13 protein-coding genes are annotated in these 17,089 nt (G+C 40.8%); all 13 read right to left on the reverse strand.

The window, feature by feature from the left end:
* Nucleotides 1–5: 5 nt before the first annotated feature.
* The 13 genes from LI164_RS09090 to LI164_RS09150 all read right to left on the reverse strand — a co-directional run bounded on the left by LI164_RS09090 (nucleotide 6) and on the right by LI164_RS09150 (nucleotide 17,087).
* On the reverse strand, nucleotides 6–575 hold the full coding sequence (locus LI164_RS09090) for a DUF6553 family protein (RefSeq protein WP_117650335.1): 570 nt from the start codon (nucleotides 573–575) through the stop codon (nucleotides 6–8).
* Between the two features lie 7 nt (nucleotides 576–582).
* Nucleotides 583–1,632: a galactose ABC transporter substrate-binding protein gene (locus tag LI164_RS09095; protein ID WP_022278853.1), complete on the reverse strand. Its 1,050-nt coding sequence runs from the start codon at nucleotides 1,630–1,632 to the stop codon at nucleotides 583–585.
* Nucleotides 1,625–2,623 carry a substrate-binding domain-containing protein gene (locus LI164_RS09100; protein WP_117605798.1) on the reverse strand — a complete coding sequence of 333 codons (999 nt, stop codon included), beginning with the start codon at nucleotides 2,621–2,623 and terminating at the stop codon, nucleotides 1,625–1,627. Before LI164_RS09100 ends, LI164_RS09095 begins: the two co-directional genes overlap by 8 nt.
* A complete protein-coding gene (locus tag LI164_RS09105; RefSeq protein ID WP_215683421.1) occupies nucleotides 2,610–4,448 on the reverse strand; it encodes a sensor histidine kinase in 1,839 nt (612 codons plus the stop codon). The genes LI164_RS09100 and LI164_RS09105 overlap by 14 nt, the downstream gene beginning before the upstream one ends.
* A 5-nt stretch (nucleotides 4,449–4,453) precedes the next feature.
* Entirely contained in the window at nucleotides 4,454–6,058 is a 1,605-nt protein-coding gene (locus LI164_RS09110) for a response regulator (protein ID WP_005333645.1), read from the reverse strand.
* A gap of 248 nt (nucleotides 6,059–6,306) precedes the next feature.
* Entirely contained in the window at nucleotides 6,307–7,959 is a 1,653-nt protein-coding gene (locus LI164_RS09115; RefSeq protein ID WP_117682790.1) for a galactoside ABC transporter permease, read from the reverse strand.
* An 18-nt stretch (nucleotides 7,960–7,977) separates the two neighbouring features.
* Complete coding sequence (locus tag LI164_RS09120) at nucleotides 7,978–9,486, reverse strand: sugar ABC transporter ATP-binding protein (protein WP_117682789.1); 1,509 nt, start codon at nucleotides 9,484–9,486, stop codon at nucleotides 7,978–7,980.
* Nucleotides 9,487–9,573: 87 nt separating this feature from the next.
* Nucleotides 9,574–10,848 (reverse strand): substrate-binding domain-containing protein, encoded by a 1,275-nt coding sequence (locus LI164_RS09125; protein WP_117682788.1) that lies wholly within the window; start codon nucleotides 10,846–10,848, stop codon nucleotides 9,574–9,576.
* A 303-nt stretch (nucleotides 10,849–11,151) separates the two neighbouring features.
* Entirely contained in the window at nucleotides 11,152–12,198 is a 1,047-nt protein-coding gene (gene uxuA / locus LI164_RS09130) for a mannonate dehydratase (protein ID WP_117657280.1), read from the reverse strand.
* Nucleotides 12,199–12,327: 129 nt separating this feature from the next.
* Nucleotides 12,328–12,786 carry a YhcH/YjgK/YiaL family protein gene (locus LI164_RS09135; protein WP_005333617.1) on the reverse strand — a complete coding sequence of 153 codons (459 nt, stop codon included), beginning with the start codon at nucleotides 12,784–12,786 and terminating at the stop codon, nucleotides 12,328–12,330.
* 19 nt (nucleotides 12,787–12,805) lie between these two features.
* Nucleotides 12,806–13,546 carry a hypothetical protein gene (locus LI164_RS09140; protein WP_117682787.1) on the reverse strand — a complete coding sequence of 247 codons (741 nt, stop codon included), beginning with the start codon at nucleotides 13,544–13,546 and terminating at the stop codon, nucleotides 12,806–12,808.
* A gap of 46 nt (nucleotides 13,547–13,592) precedes the next feature.
* A complete protein-coding gene (locus LI164_RS09145) occupies nucleotides 13,593–15,719 on the reverse strand; it encodes a hydantoinase/oxoprolinase family protein (protein WP_005333613.1) in 2,127 nt (708 codons plus the stop codon).
* Nucleotides 15,720–15,734: 15 nt separating this feature from the next.
* The gene (locus tag LI164_RS09150) at nucleotides 15,735–17,087 is read right to left on the reverse strand and encodes a citrate transporter (RefSeq protein ID WP_117682786.1); all 1,353 of its coding nucleotides are present in this window, start codon (nucleotides 17,085–17,087) and stop codon (nucleotides 15,735–15,737) included.
* Nucleotides 17,088–17,089 lie beyond the last annotated feature (2 nt).

Consider the following 17,089-nt stretch of genomic DNA (forward strand, 5'->3'; position numbering starts at 1 on the left):
CATGCTTATTTTTTCAGAAAATGTTCCCGGTTCGGGTATTCCTGACGAAATGCCTGAAGTGCCGCCTCCTGTAGAAGGGCAAATTCTTTATCCATGTGCAATGCATGGGGTGCCTGAAATGCAATGGTGCTGATCTGTTCCGCAATTTTTTTCACAACTCCTTCATCCGATAGCTGTCCCATTCCAAACACAAGTGAAGTAAATCCTCTTCCGTCTCTGCTGACTTCCATAAATTTCAAAAAGACATTTTTTAATTCCAGTAGAAGATTTTCTCTTAATTCTTCGTCCAAAGAATCTGCATCTGCCAGACATAATGTACTAATAATCTTTGCTGCCTGTTTTCTTCTTTGTCCGCCAAAATCTAACGATGTGCCTTCTGCCAGACATTTCAGTTCCATCAGGCTTCCTACAAATGCATCTTTTGTCGGTTTTCTCTTTCCATATCTGGCGACCCATAATTTTTTTCGGAACACATCCGCCTGCGTTAATTCATTTTCTGTATTCTGTTTTAGTAATTCCAGCCTTTTTGGCGCATCTGTCTCCTGATAAAATGTCTCGATCCATGCTGCTTCCATTCACTTCTTACCTCGTCTGTCTTTTTATAAAATCTTCCACATTACTGCTGTATACCGGCTGATACTCAGAAACATAATACCTGCCTTCTTTTAACTTGTTTCGGTTCACATCTTCTCCTCGGAAAATCTCTACAGCTAGCTTCGCTATCTGCAACGCCTGATCTTCTTTATCATTATACACTGTCCCCTGCATTTCACCAGCTTTTATTGCTTCCAATGCATCATCTAATCCATCAATACCGAAAATGACCGGCCACTCTGCCTGTTCATATCCGGCTTTTCGATATGCCTCCACAGCTCCAAGTGCCATTTCATCATTGTTAGAAATGACAAGTTCAATTCCATCTTTATACTGACTGATCAGGCGGTTCATCCGGTTTTCGGCCTGTCCCCGGTTCCAATCTGCGAACTGATAACTTAATTTTTCCAGATTTACCTCTTTCTCGATCAATGTTTTTACAGAGAAATCCGTTCTGCTGATTGCATCCTGATGCCCAGCTTCTCCTTCCAACAATACATATTGTATTTCACCATCCCGATTCTTGTCTACTTCCGGATGATTTTTAATATAATCTGCCGCTATCTCTCCCTGCATCACTCCAGATTGTTCTGCGTCACAACCTACATAATACAGGTCTTCCCACTGCATCAAATCCTCCCAGACCGGTTCCCTGTTAAAGAAAATAATCGGGATGTCATTCTGTTTTGCCAGCCTGATGATCCGGGACGGAGCAGTTCTGTCTACCAGATTGACGCACAAAACATCACAACCGGCATCAATCATCTCTTCCACTATATCATTCTGATCCTGCTGATCATCATTTCCATTTTTTACAGATACGGTAATCTTCATATCTTCTGTTTCCATAGATTTCAGATTTTCTTTTAGCTTATCTGCCAATGCATTGATAAAAGGATCATCCTGTGTATATGTTACAACACCTACACGCAACACTTTATCAGATTTTATTTTTCCTGATCCACAGCCGGAAATACACAGCATCGCTACCATTACAACAACTGCACAGACACTTTTTTTTCTACATTTTTTACTCATAGGAATATAAAAACCTTTCTATTTCGTCATCTAAAAGCTTAGTATCCTGATCCATAATCTTTACTTCCGTTTCGTGGCTTTCCATTTTGTAAAGTCTGTTTTTTATTTTCTTTGCAATTTCTTCTACACTTTTATATCCTATCTCATATCCATCCAGTACGACAAGCCCTTGTGTCTTTCCGTAATCCTGAAGTGCAATTGCTTTCATACTGCTTCCGATCCCATAAATCTTCGTTCCTGCTCCCTGTTCTTGTGTTTCTTCCTGTGCTTCCTCCTGCGTTTCTTCCTGCGTTTCTTCAAACTGGTCTCCCAGTTGATCTAATGCACCGGGATCTAACACTACCAGCGTATCTACTTTTGGCTGTTCTTTCACTTTCTCGCAGACATCCTGGTCTTTTTCCTGATAATAATGCCATAGGATCTGACAGTCGGAACCTTCCAGTGCATCCGTAAGCCCGCGGACTGCACTGGCTGCCGCTTCCGTATCTTTCCTTCCCACAACAATTCCTATGGTCTGTTTTCTTGAATTTATCTGTCCGCCAATATATTTTCCCATCTCATAGTAATCTGGTGCGACTACCGAAAACTTCGATGTTGCTTCTGCGTCTTCGGTATACAGATCTTCCACGACCAAAATAACCGGAACATCTGAACATTCTTTTGTCAACATCTCTTTTGTATCTGTTCCAGGTGCAGGAAGCACAATAAATGCATCGATATGATTATTTTTCTGCTCTTCGATAGCTTCTTTTTCTGCTTCTGCATTTTCAATATCATCTGTGTTGCAAATGACCAGATGTATATGATTCTCTTTTGCCGACTGCTTCATTCCTTTGATCAGAGAATCCCATCTCTGGTCTCCGGATTCCGGAAGTATTACGGCTACTCTTTTTTCCGGCACGTTCTGAATAAAAATCTTCCACACAAAAAACAGTGCCAATACAAGAAGAATCAATTCCATAGCAAAGAATGTTATTTTATTCTTTTTCATATGCTTCCCCCCTCTGGCTGTATTTTTGCATTTCCAGCTTTTCTGCATTTTCTTTTGTGTATGGGATTGCCGGAATGTGAATAACGACTTTCGTTCCTTCATCAGGTTCACTGTAGACAGTAAGTCCGTATCCTTCACCAAACATCAGTTTAATTCGGGAATGAACATTAATAACTCCGACTCCTGACCCATGTTTTGGAACTTTGTTGTTATCTGTCAAAATATTTTCCAACACTTCTTTGCGCATTCCCATTCCATTATCTTCTATACTAATGTATATATCATTGTCTTTCTTTTCCCCGGATACTACAATTCTTCCATCATCGTCTTCATCCATATGTCCGACTCCGTAATAAATCGCATTTTCCAAAATAGGCTGGATGACCAGCTTTACAATACAGTAATTATAAAGTTCTTCATCTATCTGAAAATCTATCTTAAATCTTTCTTTATAGCGTACCAGTTGAATATTCATATAACTACGGCTATGCTGAAGTTCATCCTTGATCGGAATAATCGTCTTACCCCTTGACAGGCTGACTCTCAACAGTTTTGCAAGCTCAGAAATCATAATGACCGCTTCTCGATTCTTCTGTGCTTCTACCATCCAGGTGATAGATTCCAACGTATTATAAAGAAAATGTGGATTGATCTGACTCTGAAGCGCATCCAGTTCACTTTTTCTCCGCTCGTTTTGCTGACGCATAATTTCTTCCATCAACTGTTCAATCTGTTCATATGATTTCTGCACGGAATATCCAAGATGTCGTACTTCCAAAGAGCCTCCAATATAAATATCCGGTTTTTCTCCGGCTTCATAAGCCTTCACGGAAGCATCTAACTCGCGAAGCGGCTTTGATACTTTCTGGGAAATTAACCGGTTTCCCTCCAAAAGCAGCATCATCAATATAATGATCGTTGTAAAAATATAATATCTGAAGTTGTTAATATTGGCTGTCTGCACACTTTCCGGTATCACACCGATCAGTTTCCAGCCTGTATAGGAAATACTTCCGACAATAACATTTTCTTTACCATTGCCAGACGATATCTCATAGACTCCATCCTCATATCCTGCTGCCTTAAGGCTGTTCTCTTTGAATAATTCACGGTCTATCTCTGCTCTTCTTGGATGATAGAGAAGCTCCCCGTCCCGATTACAAACATAATAGTAAACTCCGTCCGAAGACTCATTGATCTGCTTTAAAACATTTTCAACAACAGAATATTTCATATCTACCAGAAGCACTCCGCTCCCCGGTCTATCTCCGTCATTAATATCAACCGAACGGCTGAGCGAAATGACTCGATGATACCGATAAGTTCCGTCCTGGAACAAGTTCTGTACATGAGGCATGGAAAAATGAATATTTTCAATCGCATTTTCCGCATTCTGATACCAGTCCTGGTTTTTAATCTCTACATTTTCTTTTTCTAAAGATACCGGCTCTGAAGCAATAAGATTTCCATCACTTCCATACAATGCCATACTCTGTATCTTATCTGAATTCGTCTCATACAGCAGACTGAACTGCTTTGCAAATTCCTGACTGGAAATATCAAATTCCTGAATAATATTGTAGTTAGCCGCATTAAAAATCTGTCTGATATCTAACAGATCAGAATTCAACCGGTCCACGCTGCTTTCGACCGTTGCTTCCGTATTTGATACAGCGGTATTATCCATTGCCAGTTTGAATCTGTGGTAAAGCAGCAATCCCATTATAGTAATTGTAATCAGTGTCGATGCCATAAGAACAGACATGATAATGGATTGTATGTTAAATCCGCCTTTTCTTTTCTTCACGCTTTCTTTTCCCCTCATATGGATTATTTCTTTAAATGTTCATTCCGATATTTTGAAGGTGACATCCCAAATCTCTTTTTAAAAACATAGCTGAAATAATTTGCATCCAGATATCCTACTTTTTCTGCAATGGTATAACTCTTTTCTGTCGTATTCAGTATCATCTCTGCCGCAATATCCATCCTGTAATCGGTTAGATAAGAAATAAAAGATTTTCCCATCTCCTTTTTGAATATAGAAGAAAAATATGAATTGGAAACTCCAAGTGCTGAACACACATCGTCAAGTGTGATCTCTGACTCCATATATCTTTCTCTCACAATATTCTGAGCCTCTGTCACAAGACGTCTTGACGTACTGTTTCTGGCATTTTTCAACTGTTCGCTGATTTTCAGCGACATACCTATGATCCAGGATGTCAGTGCACTTTCATCCATCTGGGATACTTTTTGATATAAATTCGGTACATTTCCGGACATTTCATTAAAATCCAGTGAATTATTGGAGCAGAATTTAAAGTAGCCGCTTACGATCTCCATGGTAGCAAGGTTGTACTGTCCAATCGTCTTTGCATTTTTATGAAGTTTTTCAATCTCTTTTCTGGCCGCTTTCTCAATCTCTTCCTCATCGCCTACATGAATAGCACGAAATAGCTCATGCATTCTCGCTTCTTCCTGCTGCGTCTGGATTTTCGATTCTTTTGGTACGATTTCTCCAATATTGATTGCCCGCTTTGTTCCATACAAAACTCTATAGGAAACTGCTTCTCTGGCGCCTTCGTAAGATGTACTGATATCATAAAGACTTTCACATGTCGTTCCTACTCCTGCTGTGACAACTGCTCCCATAATCCGATAGGCCCATCGACAGAACCTGTCACATTCATCGGTAATCTGAACAAGATTCTCCTCCGTGTCCACTTCCAGTACTAAAACTGTATTACCAAGATAGATAAACTCCTGACACTTCCATTTTTCTGCCAGCCTCTGCTTGATTTCCCGGTCTACCGACATGGACAAAAGCAGCGAATCCATCCCCTCCGGTACATGATTCGCCGAAGTATGAAATACAACACAGCAAAAAAGCGGTCCCTTCATATCGATCTGATATGCTGTCAGAAATCTCTTGTAATCTTCTTCACTCACTCTTCCTTCAATCAGTGAAATCAAAAAATTAGATTTTAATGCCGGGAGCGCTTCCTGGAAATAATCTTCCAGTTTCTTTACATTTAACTTCTCTTCCCGTTCTTTATCTAACGTATCTTTTAACCTTGTCAGACATTCTGATAATTCCACCGCATTGATCGGCTTTAACATATATTCCTTGATCTCAAGATGTACTGCTTCCTTCGCATATTCAAACTCATCAAAACCGGTACAGAGCATAATGTATATATTCGGATAATCCGCACGCACTCTTCTGGCCAGTTCCAGTCCGTCCATATAAGGCATCTTGATATCGGTTAAAACGACATCCGGCTGAAGCTTTTCTATCAATTCTAATGCCTTCACTCCATTTGTCGCGCTTCCTACTACTTCAAACCCTAATTCATTCCAGCGGATCTTTGCTTCCATGACATCAATGACTTCTTCTTCATCATCCACAAGAATTACTTTATATCGTTCCATCTTAATCCCCTTTTTGTCCCTATTTCAAGTTTTTTATCATAAATCGGGAACTTTTAATCCCCATTCATTATATCAAATATGCCCCGGATTCTAAACAATCATTATACAACTTCCAGCGACTTTTATAATATAGCAGGAATTCTCTTAAGACTCCTGCTATATTATAAAAGCCGCCCCTTTCATCTATAAGACGAGCAGGGCGGCTTTCACCTTTTATGTTTACCTGCGTAAACAGCCTTTTTTAACTATTATTTTTTCTGTACATATTTCAGACAGTCAAGTGTAACGGCTGCCAGAATAATGATACCTTCAAAGATAAACTGAAGGTTTGTATCAATACCAAGAATTGTCAGAGAGTATGTCAGAGATGTAAAGATCAATACACCAGTTACAACTCCTGAAATCTTACCGATACCACCAGTAAAGGAAACTCCACCAACTACGCAGGCTGCAATAGCGTCCATATCCCAGCCCTGTCCATAAGCTGCACTACCAGATCCAACCATTCGGAGACACTCGAGCCAGGAACCAAATCCATAAAGAATACCTGCCATGATAAATGCTCCCATTGTTACTTTGAATACGGAAATACCGGATACGGTTGCTGCCTCTGGGTTTCCACCGACTGCATAAAGGTTCTTTCCAAATGTTGTCTTGTTCCAGATGAACCATACAACAACTACTGCGATGATTGCCCATAAAATAATCATTGGGAATCTTCCTGCCTTTGGAATAAAGATATTCGGAATTGCCGGATCAATTGCTCCAAAAGAAACTCCCTTTGTTGCATATGTAACAAGACCGAAGATAATCAACATGTTCGCCATTGTTGAAATGAATGGATGCATCTTAAATCTTGCCATAAAGAATCCGGCGATCATAGCAAATACGGTTGTAAGAATGATACATACACCTAATGCTAATAATGCTTTTGGAATTGTTCCCATATTGGAAAAATCAAAAATGTGACCAAATACACCACCGGTGTTAATTCCGTTATGCATAATAATGGTTGCTGTAACCATACCCATACCAACCATACGTCCTACAGAAAGGTCGGTACCTGTTAAGAGGATCAGGCCTGCAACACCAAGTGCGAGGAACATTCGCGGTGAAGCCTGCTGTAAGATATTCAGGATATTCGTTACTGTAAAGAGCTGTGTATTTTTCACAATTGGTGTAATGATACACAGAGCAATAAAGATCAGGATAATTACAATATACAGACCATTCTTATACAGGAACTGTGTCATATTGAATGTATATTTGTAATTTTCAATTTTCTGTGCCTGCTTCTGAGCAAATGTGTATTTTGACATTCTCAGAAGATCAATCAAATGGAACTTATGCATAAATGCATCATGTTTTCTGTCCTTGATCTCCTGAAGTCTGGACTCATGTGCCATCTGCGCATCATATAATTTATTCTTATATGTATACTTCTCTGCTTTGATCTCTTCTGCATCTTTCAGGCTTCCAAGTGCTTTCTTATGCTCTTCCTGAAGCTGTGTTTTAGTTTTTTCAAAGCTGCTGTTTTCTGCTTTCTTCTCAGCTTCACAGCTCTTGACAACAATGTCATAATATTCACTGCTGTAATGCTTGGAAAGATAACCTTCTGCATCTGCGATCAACTTTGTAATCTGCTCTTTATTTGCATCCTCTGTTGCTTTTGCTTTCTCCAGTTGTTTTTTGCTTTCCTCAATAATCTTGTTCTGCTGCTCTTTTGTTAAATTCTTATTCTCTTTTGCAATTGCAATCTGATTTTTTAAACTATTGACTTTGTCAGATCCTTCTACACGAAGTGCATCGATCTGAGCCTGTATCTTACCAACATATTCGTCAATCGGCTTTAAAAGCTTTGCTTCTTCTTCAGCCGAAATAATTACGTTGTTCTCTGCCATATCTAATACTCCTCTCTGTTACAAATATTTCGCACTGAGTCTCAATAATTCTTCCTGATTTGTCTCTTTTGTATTTACGATTCCGGCCAGACGTCCATTTGACATAACGCCAATTCGATTCGTAATTCCAAGAATTTCAGGCATCTCTGAAGAAACTACAATAATTGTCTTTCCTTGCTTTGCCATATTGATAATCAGTTCATAAATCTCGTATTTTGCACCTACATCAATTCCTCGGGTCGGATCATCCATCATGAATACGCTCGGTGAACGCTCCAGCCATTTACCGAAGATAACTTTCTGCTGATTTCCTCCGGAAAGGCTTGTGATCATATCATCTGGTCCCATACATTTAGTATGCATGATCTTGATCTCCTCTGCGGTCGCACGTACCATTCTGTCATGAGACAATGCAACGCCGCTCTTATAATGACTCATATTGGCAATGGTAGTATTAAATGTAATATCACCTTTTAAGAACAGACCATTGGCTTTTCTTTCCTCTGTAATCAGAGCAAATCCATGATCCATTGCATCTTTCGGGGAGGAAAAGTTCATAACTTTTCCATCATAAATTACATTTCCTTCTGCTCTTGTACGTATTCCGAAGATTGTCTCCAGAAGTTCCGTACGTCCTGCTCCTACCAGACCATAAAATCCGAATATCTCTCCTTTTCTGATATCAAAGGATACATTCTGAATCTTTGGTGCATATTTTGTTGAAAGATTTTGTACAGAGAGAATTTTCTCTCCCGGTTCATTATCTACAGGTGGGAATCTGTTATCCAATGAACGGCCAACCATCGCTGCGATCAGCTCATTCATATCAGTATCTTTACTATCCTTAGTCATAACAAGACTTCCATCTCGAAGTACTGATATTTCATCACAAATTTCAAAAATCTCGTCCATCTTGTGTGAAATATAAATCAGTGAAATTCCCTGTGCTTTCAACTGACGCATCATTTTGAAAAGCTTTTCTACCTCTGGTGCTGTAAGTGATGATGTTGGCTCATCTAATACAATCACCTTAGAATGATATGAAATTGCTTTCGCGATTTCACACATCTGGCGCTGTGACACAGACATTTTCTTCATTGGCTGAGTCAGGTTCACAGTTATTCCAAGTTGACGGAACAGATTTGATGTTTCCTTTTTCATTCTTGCTTCATCAACAACTCCAAAAGAGTTTTTTGGATATCGACCAAGAAACATATTGTCGATAACACTTCTCTCCAGACACTGGTTCAATTCCTGGTGTACCATCGCTACACCATTTTCCAGTGCATCTTTCGGTCCAGAAAAATTCACTTCCCGGCCATCTAATATAATTGTCCCCTCATCTTTCTGATAGGTTCCAAAGAGACATTTCATCATTGTCGATTTTCCGGCACCATTTTCACCCATAAGTCCCATAATGGTTCCAGGTTTGACATTCAGGTCAATATGTTTTAGAACCTTATTTCTGCCGAATGACTTACTCATACCTTTAATCGATAAGATGTATTTATTCTTATCCTCTGTCATAGCCCTGCTTCCTTTTCTTAGCGAAAGAAGGGTATCATCTCTGACACCCCTCTTTGTTTCATTAATTTACTGGTAATCAATCTCTTATTATTTAAGAAGTGATGTATAAGATGATGCATTGTCTGTTTTAACCATGTTAATTGCAAATGCATCGTACTCGCTTGGATTTCCAAGACGGTTTGTGATGTTAGACTCTGTCTGTCCATCTCCACCGATGTAATCAACTGTCAGGTTCAGAAGATCATCATAATTCTCAAGCAGTGGCTGATATGTTGAGCTCAGGAAGTTATCTGATGCATTGTAAATGTCAAGCCATACTTTCTTAGATGGACTCTTAGAAGAATCAAGCTGTTTGGAAACTTTGTCGTAAACCTTTGTTGAATCTGTAAAGTCTTTGTAGTTGTCAGCTGTTACAGCTACGTTTAATGCGTAGTATGATCTGTCCTCTTCACTGTATCTGTAGTCTTCACCTTCTGTCAGGCAGTTACCAGCATCATCTGCTGTACCGATACCTGTATCAACATCTACTCCGTCAAGTGCGTTACGAAGAACTCTCAGTGTCAGGTAAGCCTGTACATCTGCATGCTGTGAAATTGTTCCGCCGTATCCTTCAGCAATTGCTGCTACAGCATCACTGTTAGCATCATATCCGAATGTAGGAACTTTGTTGTCTTTTGCCCAAGCGTTGAACATTGACATTCCCATACCGTCATTGTTAGAAACAACAACATCGATCTGCTCTCCAAAAGAAGCTGACCATGTTCCGATTGCGTTACCAGCTGTTGCTGCATCCCATGTAGCTCCTGCTGAGTTCTTCATCTCCTGAGAAGCAAGCTCACGAATTGTATATGTCTTTCCATTTACATCAAGAGTTGCATCTTTAACAACTTTTGCTTTTCCGTCTACGTTAGTTCCTGCTGGTGTAGAATCAACTTCACCGTTTGCATCAATACCTGTTCCAAGAGCAGAACGAACACCACGTGTACGAGCGATAGAATCGTTATGTCCGATATCACCAATTGCAAGTACATATCCGATTACTCCATCACCGTTTCTGTCAATCTTGTCTGCATTAGCTTTGATGTAGTCAACAACCATCTGTCCCTGCAGTTCAGCTCCCTGGTTAGCATCAAATCCTACATAGTATGTATCATCATTGAAGTTCAGAGCCTCTTTGTCAAGTTCTCCCGTAGAACTGTTAGATGGCTGACGGTTGAACCAGCAAAGCGGTTTGTCTGCATTTGCTACGGAACCGTCTGATGATCCTGATGATTTAGAATCTCCTGAGGATCCACCACAACCTGCAAGTGATAACGCAAGTGTAGCTGTCATAATTGCTGCTAATACTCTTCTTTTTTTCATTTTGTTTCCTCCCATTTGTTCATTTTGCTTCAATTTTCCTTGAACCAATCAACTAATTCCATTATAATCACTATACCCTGTTTAGAACATAGAATATTTTTGTATTTATTATCAAATTTCTATGATAATCAGTGATTTTTTTATGCATTTTCCTTATATCTACTTTTTTCGGCATATTCATCGCAACACCCAAATCTGCACATTTAAAACAAATATACTATTTTCATTCATGCAAAAAAGAGCTTCACACACAACTTTTCTGGCTGTGTATGAAGCTCTTTATTTTTATTCTCTTCTATAATTTTATTCGATCACTCCGCCATTGGCCTCAATCAAACCATTAATATAAGCTGTTCCGAGTGCACGGTCATATAATCCGTAACCTGGTTTTCCTGTCTCTCCCCAGATCATACGTCCGTGATCCGGGCGGAAATATCCGTCAAATCCAGTCTCTACCAATGCTTTCACAATTGCATTCATATCAAGAGAGCCATTCTGTGTCAGATGTCCAGACTCTTCAAATGATGTATCCGGAAGGATCTTTACATTTCGGATATGCATAAATCCAATTCGATTCATTGAAGAATATTTGCGTACCATAGCCGGGATATCATTTTTCGGCGAACTCCCCAGGGATCCTGTACACAAGCACAAGCTGTTAGCCGGGCTGTCCACAATAGAAAGATATCGATCCAGATTCTCCTCGCATGTGATCACTCTTGGAAGTCCAAAAATCGGATACGGAGGATCATCCGGATGAAGCGCCATGACAACGCCGCACTCTTCCGCTACCGGAATGACACGTTTCAGGAAATATTCAATGTTTTCCCAAAGTCCTTTTTCTCCTATTTCACCATAGGCACGGATCAATTCACGGACTTCATCCTGTGTATAGCTGGAATCCCAGCCCGGAAGATGAATATCGTCTTTTAATGGATCCAGACCTTTCATCTGTTCCCAGTACATTACAAGACTTGTGGAACCATCTTCTGCTTCTTTGTCAAGCTGTGTTCTTGTCCAGTCAAATACCGGCATAAAATTATATGTCACACATTTAATCCCGTATTTTGCGCATCTGCGGATAGACTCGCAATAATTCTCAATGTGACGGTCTCTTCCCGGTCTTCCAAGTTTGATCTCTTCCGTTACCGGAATGGATTCTACAACATCAAAAATTAATCCATGCTCCCGGCATTCATCTACCAGATGTTTGATACTTTCTTCCGGCCATACTTCTCCCGGTTTTACATCATAGACAGCGGAAACGATAGAACGCATCCCCGGAATCTGACGAATCTTATCTAATGTTACCGGATCACTGTCTCCGTACCAACGAAATGAACTCTTCATTGCACTTTCCTCCTAATATATTCCTGCTCAGTTATTTTACTGCTTTTTTAATACTTCTTTCTTCAAGAATGCCTCGGCATTCTTGCCGCGAGGTGCGCGTCATGCAATTGCATGACATGCTTCTACCTTTTACAGCTTCACTTTTACAACAATTTTCTTCACCGGACATGGACCATTCTTTGTCATACGTCTCGGTGCATGTCCGTCTTCCGGCGGAACAATGGCAAAATCTCCGGCCTTCAGGATTACAGAGCCTGCATCGTCTGGCTCATTGTAGAAAATCAGGTCTCTTTCTGCATCGTAGTCCATAGAAGGTGTCAGATTTTTCACCGGCTCATACCCAAAGCATTCTTCTCCTTCTACCACATACTGTACATCAAAATATTCCAGATGACTTTCAAATGCACATTCTTCTACAGTCATAGTTGTATAGCTCTGCACACTTGCATAAACTTCATCTCCATCAATCTCTGTTCTTCCGATCGGAAGTGATGCAAGATCTGTTTCTCTTAAAAATGTAAATGCTTTTTTAAACTTATCACTGAGGTAATCATACTTCTCAGCTAATGTAATATTCGTTGTTAACATTTATTTCCTCCTACAGTGTTCACTGCTTCTTTGTCATGTTCATGATTTCATCGTATAGTCCCCATGCTGCATTCTTATCATAAGAATACACGAGAAGTACATCTAACATATACGGGGACACCTTCAAATCCAGAAGTTTCCCTGCGAATGCCATAGCCGCAATCTCAGAAAGACAGGAAATCGTAGATTTATTGGAAAACGGTTTTCTCCAGAGTTCTACCCTTTCTGTTCTTGTATAGATTTCTTTCACGTGCTGCTCCTCTACTGCATGAAATAATTCATGAGCAAGCAATGTATTGGTAAGATTTTCTCTGCGAAGCAGATCACATCCACACTCTTCTTCCAATCTTGAAGCTTTATCCACACAATCCGTAAAGATAGTGATCTCGTCCGGTTCTACAAATTGAGCAAAAAGCACCAGACCGCCTCCTACCGGGACTTTTGGAGTTTTTACTTTCATCCCAAGTTTTTCAGCTAATTCTCCCGGATTTCTCGTTCCATACTGCCTCGCGATTTTTTCAGCCCACTCTCGACCGCAATCATTCGCTTTGTGCGTATACTGCATTTTCTGCTCGTTACTGAACCTTCCTTCTAAAGGCTCTCTGCTAAATGCATATTTTCCCCAGTCTTCCTCTGTCAAAGCCCCCAGTTTCTCTATCATTTCCGGAAACGGAACTTTGGGATATTCCGGCATAGAAAAGGCAGTTCCCTTTCCTGAAAATGCGTCTATAAGTCTGTTCCACTTTTCCTGTCTTCCCATATATTTTATACCTCTGCATCCTTAGATGCCACGGATCATGATTGATCTATAAACTGTTCTTTGCTCCTACGATGATGACATCATCACCTGGATCTATCATCTGCATTTCCACTTCCATCAGCATCATGATCTTATCAAGGTCTACAGAACCTGAGAAATCCATGACACGCGCACCGGCACAAATGTAATAGTCCGGGCGAAGGATTGCGTCCTGCTGATAAATTGCAAGCTCTTCCCATAACTGAGATACGATATTACGATAGCTTCCGGCTTTACAAAGAATTGCTTTTCCGTCATTTCTCTGAACCTTGATAAATCCTTTTTTATCCAGAATACGAACCGGATGTTTTCCTTTTCCTTCTATAGCAAATACATAGAAGTTCTTTGTTGCACATTCTTCATTTACTTCTGACGGAGCAACCTTCAAGTCTTCAGCCGCCAGTTCTCTTGCTTCCTTAGCTGTACACTCTTTTAAGAGGTCCGTTGTCTTAACTTCTGTTGATCCAAGGGCAATGGCTGTCAGTTTTGATGTCTGCGGGTCGATCTCAATATGTACATCTACGCTGTCTGCTGCCGCACCACTTTCTACAGCCTTATCAATTGCCTCAGCTTTGATGGAGCGGATATCTTCCGGTGTCGGGTTCGGAACAACACGTTCTACAACGTCTCGTACCATTGCAAGCGCAACTCCGATAGAAGAAATAACTTCTGCATTGTCCGGGATTGAATAGCGCAGTCCCATTTTATCAGAACAGAATCCGATAAGAGCCGCTGCTCCTCCACCAACTCCGACCAGACTGATTTGGTCTTTTTCCAGACGGTATTTGTCAGCCAGATCCATAATGATCGGCTCAATCTTTTCGTAAGCCCTTGTCAGGATCTGAGTTGCAACTTCTTCTACAGTTTTTCCCATGTAATCTGCCAGCGGCTGCATTGCCTTTCTTGCTGCATTTGCATTTCCATATGCGAAATATTCCGGCTTAATAAGACCAAGCACATTGGCTGCACATGTATTCGTAATGGTGATACGTTTTCCATTCTTTAATTCGATTGCAACATAGTCCTCCGGATCTCCTTCTTTCGGGCTGAAGAATACAACTTTCGGATCTACAATTTCTTCTTCCGGTGTAAATACTGCATAATCAAGACCTGCGATATGTGCGGAACGTGGTCCTACATCTTTTACTCCGTTCTTATCTGCACGAACCATACTTCCTCCGGCAACACCGAGAACTCGTACATCTAAGCTGCTGATATATGTACGATGTCCGCCAACTACAGAATAATCGATAGCAGGACGTCCATCTTTGATAACACCGATATTGGTCGTTGTTCCACCTACTTCAAAGTATACACCATTAGAAGCACGCAGATACATCAGACTTCCCATAACAGATGCGGCCGGACCGGATAACATGGTCAGTACCGGACGTTTTTTCATCTCACTGATCTCCATAACTCCACCGTCACCACGCATGATCATCAGCGGAACTTCAACACCTGCACTCTTAACACTTTGCTCTGTAGAGTTTGCAGTGTTAAGCATTTTCGGAAGAATAGACGCATTGATCGCTGCTGTACGGGTACGTCTTGTCAGTCCGTAAAGTTTTGTGATCTCACTGGCTGCTGTTGCTTCAAGTCCCATGTCTTTTGCAATCTTGCAGATGCCAGTCTCATTTTCCATATCATCTACGCCGAAAGACTCACTGGCAACGATAACCTCTGCGCCATCTCCAACTAAAGATTTAATCGTGTCTGTCACAGCCTGGTCGGACAGTTTTTCATCACAGATGTAACGATTTTTAAGACGGATAAAACGTCCGGACCCAAGATTGATGTCTTTCATATTTGTCTGAGCTTTTGCAATGAGTCCGCCGATTCCTTTCGGGCCGACACCAACAACACCAACCTTTGCAACGTCACCTTCGATTAAGGCATTGGTTGCCTGGGTCGTAGAATGTGCTACGAAAATGACATCTTTCGGGTCAATATTATTTTCCCGCAGACAATTCTGAAATGCTGCTACAACACCGGCTGCTACGCCTGCTTTATCATCGTGAGTTGTCTTTACAGAAGATTTTCCAATTATTTCATGTGTGGCATTGTCAATGGCAACCGCTTTTGTATGTGTTCCACCTACGTCAATACCCATACGTACTTTTCTATCACTCATTTTTTCACGCCCTCCTTAACCGAACATAACATATGTGATCGCCTGCATAATGATACATACAAGCCATGCATATGGCAGTGTCATCTTCAGATGTTCTCTTGTGGATACTTTTGAGTAGCTTACTCCCCATGCAATCCAGCTCTGTGTCATACAGATCGATACATTCATTGTAATAGAAGGAATGACCATCAGTGCATACAGATATGGTGTTGGGAATCCGATTCCTTTCAGGATTCCAAGTGTTGCAGCTCCGCAGCCGAACAGTGTAAATGGTCCACGGAACAGTCCAAGTGGCGCAAGAATTGCAAATACAATGCTGATAACCAGTGTATTATTCGGAATAATATTTCCAAGAAGTGCATTAAAATATGGCACGCAAAGCTCTGCTGCTTTGTTGAACATCGGAATCATAAGCAGGAATCCTACCAGCGGTGCAGTGTCAACAACACCATCATAGAAATCCTTATTCAGTACACGGCATGCACCGCGAAATGATGTCAATTTCTTACATACGAATAATGCATAGAAACTTCCAATTGTAAATCCAAGAATGATCGGTACATTAAATACTACAAGAAGTACAACCGGGATGATCGGTGCGATCAGAGCAATTGTCGGAACATATCCCGGGCGGGCTTTTCTTGCTGCAGATGCGCTCCATGCATGAACGGTTTTCTTCTTTCCAAGTGTCACAACACACATAACAATTACTACAAGAAGCTGTACTGCAACTCCGATGATCGCCCAGTGAAGACGTGCAGGATCATCATAAGTGATGAGCTGTTTTCCATCTTCTCCAAGGAAGAATCCGAGGAACTGTCCGGTAAGTACCGGATTTAAATACATTCCGGCTCCGACACTCATCATGAAGGATCCGATGGAAAGTGTCTTAGGAATACCAAGACTCATAAGGATTGGAAGAATGATCACTCCAATCGCTACAACGGCACCTGCGCCAAATAATGTTGAAAAGATTGCTGTTGTAACTGTAGAGAGTAATACACAGATGATAACCGGTTTGTCTCCACCAAGCTCAACCGCTTTACGGATCAGTGCATCTGCAATACCTGTCTGAAGAAGAACACGTCCAAACCATGCACCAAATACAACATTTACAAGTACATTTCCCCAGCCTTCCGGACCGGACTGGAAAACTTTTGTAATTGCATCAACAACACTGATATCCGTGATTCCCGGATAAGAACCAATAAATTCCGGATTTGTCGCAAATGTATTTCCAATAAGTGGAAGCACTGTCCAAATAATTGCCATAATCAGCATACCCATCATCAGGTTACCGCCGCGCACTGCGTATACGGCCAACCCTACAAATGAGATGAGCAGCAGGATTCCAATAATATATTCCATGA

This window comes from Dorea sp. 210702-DFI.3.125, assembly GCF_020560945.1.
Classification (GTDB): Bacteria; Bacillota; Clostridia; order Lachnospirales; family Lachnospiraceae; genus Dorea; species Dorea formicigenerans.

Coding starts and splice junctions, on each gene's coding strand:
- LI164_RS09150 (WP_117682786.1), bottom strand. CDS start 17,087: ATGGAATATATTATTGGAATCCTGCTGCTCATCTCATTTGTAGGGTTG.
- LI164_RS09100 (WP_117605798.1), bottom strand. CDS start 2,623: ATGAAAAAGAATAAAATAACATTCTTTGCTATGGAATTGATTCTTCTT.
- LI164_RS09135 (WP_005333617.1), bottom strand. CDS start 12,786: ATGTTAACAACGAATATTACATTAGCTGAGAAGTATGATTACCTCAGT.
- LI164_RS09110 (WP_005333645.1), bottom strand. CDS start 6,058: ATGGAACGATATAAAGTAATTCTTGTGGATGATGAAGAAGAAGTCATT.
- LI164_RS09105 (WP_215683421.1), bottom strand. CDS start 4,448: ATGAGGGGAAAAGAAAGCGTGAAGAAAAGAAAAGGCGGATTTAACATA.
- LI164_RS09140 (WP_117682787.1), bottom strand. CDS start 13,546: ATGGGAAGACAGGAAAAGTGGAACAGACTTATAGACGCATTTTCAGGA.
- uxuA (WP_117657280.1), bottom strand. CDS start 12,198: ATGAAGAGTTCATTTCGTTGGTACGGAGACAGTGATCCGGTAACATTA.
- LI164_RS09095 (WP_022278853.1), bottom strand. CDS start 1,632: ATGAGTAAAAAATGTAGAAAAAAAAGTGTCTGTGCAGTTGTTGTAATG.
- LI164_RS09120 (WP_117682789.1), bottom strand. CDS start 9,486: ATGACAGAGGATAAGAATAAATACATCTTATCGATTAAAGGTATGAGT.
- LI164_RS09145 (WP_005333613.1), bottom strand. CDS start 15,719: ATGAGTGATAGAAAAGTACGTATGGGTATTGACGTAGGTGGAACACAT.
- LI164_RS09125 (WP_117682788.1), bottom strand. CDS start 10,848: ATGAAAAAAAGAAGAGTATTAGCAGCAATTATGACAGCTACACTTGCG.
- LI164_RS09115 (WP_117682790.1), bottom strand. CDS start 7,959: ATGGCAGAGAACAACGTAATTATTTCGGCTGAAGAAGAAGCAAAGCTT.
- LI164_RS09090 (WP_117650335.1), bottom strand. CDS start 575: ATGGAAGCAGCATGGATCGAGACATTTTATCAGGAGACAGATGCGCCA.